Source organism: Pseudomonas gingeri, from assembly GCF_013386165.1.
Classification (GTDB): domain Bacteria; phylum Pseudomonadota; class Gammaproteobacteria; order Pseudomonadales; family Pseudomonadaceae; genus Aquipseudomonas; species Aquipseudomonas gingeri_C.
On sequence record NZ_JACAOS010000034.1, the window covers coordinates 1 to 5,478 of the forward strand.

The following is a 5,478-nucleotide window of genomic DNA, read 5'->3' on the forward strand; positions in this document are numbered from 1 at the left end:
CCGGGATTAGTTGACCACTACACAATGGGCTGGTCTGCAGTGCCGTATAACGATCTTTAAGGAACTTGACGTTGTCGTCACCCCACATGAAACTCATGTGGGGCGTCGAATTAATGAAGGAGTGCGGGTTCTTCAACACGCCCTGACGGACCTGCCAGGACAGGAACTGACGGGTGATCTGGAACGACTCGTTGATCTCGATCGCCTTGGAAATATCGATCTTGCCGTTCTTGTCGTACGGAGTGTAGTTCGACTCGGCCAGGGCCGAGTGACCGGTACCGGCGTTGTTCCAGCCATTGGAGCTTTCTTCGGCGACGCCATCAAGGCGCTCGACCATTTCCATCGACCAATCCGGCTGCAGTTCGTTGAGCCAAATCCCCAGAGTCGAACTCATGATCCCGCCGCCGATCAGCAACACGTCCACTTTCGTCGCATCGGCAGCCTGCACCTGCAGCACACACGATGCCGAGATAGCAAACCCCAGAAGTACCTTGATCGTCTTTTTCATCATTACACAACCCAATTAGTAGAAAGTTATCCGTCTGCGGATTCTCATCACCTGACATCCCGGCACGGTAAACGATATGTCGATTTTCCTGAGATGTCCTATGACACGCCAGCACACTCAACAGATACCCAAGCGGGTATCCACGCCAGGACTGGCGAGGCGGATTAGTAGCTGTCGATCAAGGGGGTTTCCATTGAGCTTTGGCATAGTGACCGCACAAGCCTCCATCGGGGAGGAGTTACGCCCCCATGGTCAAAACCATTCGGAATCGGACTTTCCCAGACATCATCTTCGCGTAAGCTTCAGGCGCCCGCTCAAGTGGCATGGTCTCAACCATCGCAGACACACCAGTTAATGCGCTGAATTTAAGCGTCATATCGCCAGCAAGAGGATCACCTGTCAGCGCACCTGCAATCGATTTACCGCCACCAATCAGGCTGTTCGAGGAGGAGCCAAGAGGTTCCGAAGTCGCGCCTAGAACCAGAAGCATGCCTCCTGGTGCCAACCCGTCCACAGCCTCGGCCAATGCATTACCACCTGAAGCCGTGGACATCACGACCGCAGCACCACCCAATGATTGCAGCGCCTGGGCCAAGCCCCTCGCCTCACTATTGATGTAATGATGAGCACCCAGTTTTTTGGCGAGATCAGCCTTGCCTTCTCCACGGGCGATTGCTACAACCTCAAACCCCATATAACGAGCGTATTGCAACGCAAGATGGCCAAGACCGCCGATTCCCAATATGGCGACAAGATCACCCGCCTTGGCCGGCGAATTCCGGAGCCCACTGAAGGTCGTCAACCCTGCACACAACAACGGAGCAGCCTCGACCGATGACAGCTCTTCCGGTATTGACATCAGTCCGCTTGCCTTGGCGATGAGGACCTCAGCGTAACCACCGTCGTATTGAACTCCGGTAAATTCCTGTTTCTCGCAGTTCACAAGATGGCCACCGCGACACTGTTTGCACTGGCCGCAACTTCCACCAAGGAAGCCTACGCCAACACGCTGCCCCACACTCCAGCCATCTACACCAGCACCTAGTGCGTCAATAACACCGACGGCTTCATGGCCTGGGACACGAGGCCACTTGATTGGGAACACGCCTTCGATCGTAGCTGCATCGGTATGACAAACCCCGCAGGCTTCGACACGAATTCGCACGTGACCATCACCCGGCATAATCAGAGGCTTTTCTGCCAGCTCAAGTACACCTGGAGACACCGCGTGCACAGCCCTATAAGTACCTTTCACAGATGACATAGTAATCTCCTTTTGCACGTTCATCTTTAAGATTGTGCAATACAATTGATAGAGGGCTACTCACTCGCCGCTCTATTACGCGACGTATTGTTGCGCCAGAGGGCATGTCGACTTTTATCGAGATACCCCCTAGTGCTTCGGCAAGTTCAATAGACTCTTACCCGTCCAAATTCCTTCTGGCTTTTAATCATACGAAGCTAATAACTTCCAACTGACGCCGGCAAAGACGTTAACAGGGCTATCAATACTCGAACCATTTCCCGAGTTGACTGTTTTTTTCATCGCTGTAGGGCGGCAGGAGATGATCGATGGTTACGCCAGATGGTGCGACGAGTATAGATTTTGCGTGGGTGAGCATATCGAATCCGTACTTTCCATAGTAATGACCAACACCCGATGCACCTGTCCCACCGAAAGGCATCGACTCGACAAACAGGTGGACATTGACCTGATTGACCGCGCCACCTCCAAACGACAGCCGCCCCAGGAAATCGTCAATGCGCTTCTGATCACGACTGAAGATATAAGCGGCGAGCGGGTCTGGTTTCGCCTTGATGCAGGCCAGGGCCTCATCAAAGGTCTTGTAGGTCAAGATAGGGAGAATCGGGCCAAACACCTCCTCTTCCATGATGGGATCGTTCCACGTCACGGGGTAAAGAAGGGTCGGATCGATGTAATGTTCCGCCGGATCAGAGTTTCCACCCGCCACTACCTTCGAGGGGTCGATAAGTGCAGCCAGTCTCGATACTTCGCGGGCGTTAATCACTCGAGAATAATCGGGATTCGTTTTAGGGCTCTCTCCGTAAAGCTCCACCAGCGCTTTGCGGGCCTCAGCAACAAACTGCTCCGCAACAGACTCCTGCACATAAGCATAGCCAGGCGACGTACACCACTGCCCGCCCCACGCCGTAGCACCCCAGACTATTTTTTTCGCCGCGTCCCGAATATCTGCCGTCTCGTCCACCAGCACTGGATTCTGGCCACCGAGCTCGAGGACTACTGGCGTGAGGTGTTCTGCTGCAGCCCTCATGACAATCTTGCCAACTTTGGTGCTGCCGGTGAAGAAGATGAAGTCGAAGGGTAACGCCAACAGTTCAGTGACCTGCTCTCTATTCCCCCTAACTGCCGCGACAGCACTCGAATCAAAATAGCGGGGTATCAGATCCATCAAAAGAGTACTGGTATTGGGCAGTTGTTCGCTCAATTTAAGAATGCAGGTGTTGCCAGCCGCTAAGGCCGTCAGAGCGGGACGCAGGACCAGCAGCAACGGACCATTAAATGGTGCGATGATCAACGCAACGCCATACGGATCCCGATGCACAACAGCTGTATGACCACTTTGAGCCAGGAACGTGGGGACAGGGGCCTGAGTTGGCTCCATCCACTGTTTCAGTTGGCTTTTTTGATACTGCGCCTCTCCTAGCGTTGCACCAGTCTCAAAGATGTATTCCTGACTGGCGGTCTTGAAATCAGCAGCAATCGCACTCCGGAGCGCCGATTCGTTTTCTACAATCAGTTTCTCCATGCGATCCAACTGGTCAAAACGCCACTCGTAGGTACGGGTTACGTCGGACGCAAAGAGCGTTTTTTGTGAGTCAAAGACAGCGGTAAATGTGCTCATGAGGGACTCGCTTAGTTAGTAAGGGAGGATTTTCGAGGGCTGCTCTCATACTCTACGGCGAGCAGGCAGCGGCTCAATTGTCGATATTGATATCTCGCCTGCTCCGACAGGGAATGCTGCCGAAACGGGTCGAACTACTGTTGAGCGATGGCCAACATCGTCCTGCAGGCCATCCTTTCGTAACCTCTGGACTGGTACGTAGCTCAATCAGCGGAGAGGAACCGGGAGGCCGCTTCAGCAAACTCTTCTGGGTATTGGAAATGAGCGCCATGCCCGGAGTCCGGGAAGAGCATGAGCCGGGCGTTGGGAATCGTCTGCTGAAGGATGTACGAGTTCACGGTAGGCACCATGATGTCGTCAGCACCGTTCACGACCAGGGTTGGTTGTGTGATTTTCTTCAGATCGCTGTAGCGCTCGCCGATCACTTGACCCCATGCCGCCAACGCTTCCAACTGGGCACCCGCGACCTGTGCAACCGCCTCAGGCTCTCTGTCCACCTGTCGTGCGCCGATACGACTCAGCCACGCCTTGCCTGCAGCCTGACTTGTCGGGGTTGGGGCGAAGAACAGCTCCAGCATCCGCTCCTCCGCCGTGCTATTCGCTCGAGTCACAATCTCTTGCACTTGTGGCGAGAAGGTATCCATACCCTCACCACCGGATGGACCCGTGCCCGCCAGGATCAAGCGTCTAACCAACTTTGGTGCATCCAGCACGATCTGCTGCGCGACCATCCCACCGAGTGAGAAGCCAAAAAGATCGACCTGCCCGACACCCAAGGCTTCGATGAAAGCGATAATGTCACGCGCCATGCCTTGCATCGAGCCAGGCGTTTCGCCGCTAGAGCGGCCTACTCCTCGATAGTCCACGAGGACTACAGGACGGTCCTGGGCAAGGCGGTTGGTGTGGATCGAATCCCAGTTGTTGATTGTGCCGGTGAAATGCTGAAGGCAGACCAGGGGTGTCGCCCCTTCCTTGCCGAACCGACGATAGGCGAGACGAGTACTGCCAACTTCAATAAGCTGGGTCGGCGTGGATTCATGCAGATTGGTAGGTGACATAGTGAGTTCCCTAAAGGTTTGCACTGATCATGCCCCGCGTCATCCAGAATGACGCGAGGCAGAACCGTTCGGTACGTTACGCGTTGACGTCAACCACGGTGCGGCCGCGGACTTGGCCTTGGAACATCCGGCCAATGACCGCAGGCACTTCGGCAAGGCCGACCACTTGCGTCGTGCGGGCCAGCTTGCTCAGATCCAGATCGCGGGCCAGTCGCGACCAAGCCTCGATGCGGGCCGCCTGAGGGGCATTCACGGAGTCGATGCCCGCCAGGGTTACGTTGCGCAGGATGAAAGGCAGAACAGATCCAGGAAGGTCCATGCCTTGAGCCAGACCGTTGGCGGTGACCACACCCCGGTACTGGGTCTGCGCCAGTACGTTCGCCAGTGTATGGCTGCCGACCGAATCCACGGCACCAGCCCAGCGTTCCGCGGCAATCGGTGCGCCCGCTTCAGAGAGTGTTTTGCGGTCAATGATCTCTGCTGCACCCAGGCTACGCAGGTATTCATGCTCGTCGACACGTCCGGTCGATGCGATCACGCGATAACCAAGACCCGAGAGGATCGCAATCGCGATGGAGCCGACGCCGCCATTGGCACCCGTGACGAGGATGTCACCGCGGTCTGGTGTGAGGCCGCCATGTTCCAGCGCCATTACGGACAGCATTGCTGTGTAACCCGCCGTGCCGATCGCCATGGCGTCCTTGGTCGAGAAAACGTCGGGAAGCTTGACCAGCCACTCGCCTTTGACGCGGGCTTTCTGTGCAAAACCGCCGTGATGGGTCTGGCTCAGCCCCCAACTGTTGGCAACAACGCGGTCACCGACAGCTATGCCCGGGTAGGAAGAGGCCTCAACGGTGCCAGCAAAATCGATACCAGCGATCAGTGGAAATTGCTGAATGATGTCTGCATAACCACTCAGGGCCAGCGCATCTTTGTAGTTGACCGTCGAGTAATCGATCTTGACAGTGACCTCACCAGGCATCAGATCCTGGTCTTGCATGTCGACCACGCTGGCCGAGATTTTGTC

General features: G+C 55.7%; 5 protein-coding genes. All 5 read right to left on the bottom strand.

The genetic code is table 11. From position 1 onward, the window contains the following. On the bottom strand, positions 1-511 hold a 511-nt coding region (locus tag HX866_RS33290), incomplete at its 3' end, for a malate:quinone oxidoreductase (RefSeq protein WP_177141244.1). Between the two features lie 235 nt (positions 512-746). Continuing rightward, positions 747-1,772, bottom strand: a complete 1,026-nt coding sequence (locus HX866_RS33295; protein ID WP_177101170.1) for an alcohol dehydrogenase catalytic domain-containing protein — start codon at positions 1,770-1,772, stop codon at positions 747-749. Positions 1,773-2,013: 241 nt separating this feature from the next. Continuing rightward, on the bottom strand, positions 2,014-3,393 hold the full coding sequence (locus HX866_RS33300) for an aldehyde dehydrogenase family protein (protein ID WP_177141245.1): 1,380 nt from the start codon (positions 3,391-3,393) through the stop codon (positions 2,014-2,016). 203 nt (positions 3,394-3,596) lie between these two features. Next, complete coding sequence (locus tag HX866_RS33305) at positions 3,597-4,451, bottom strand: alpha/beta fold hydrolase (RefSeq protein WP_177141246.1); 855 nt, start codon at positions 4,449-4,451, stop codon at positions 3,597-3,599. A 76-nt stretch (positions 4,452-4,527) separates the two neighbouring features. Further along, positions 4,528-5,472 (bottom strand): acrylyl-CoA reductase (NADPH), encoded by a 945-nt coding sequence (gene acuI / locus HX866_RS33310; RefSeq protein ID WP_177141247.1) that lies wholly within the window; start codon positions 5,470-5,472, stop codon positions 4,528-4,530. Between the last annotated feature and the right edge of the window lie 6 nt (positions 5,473-5,478).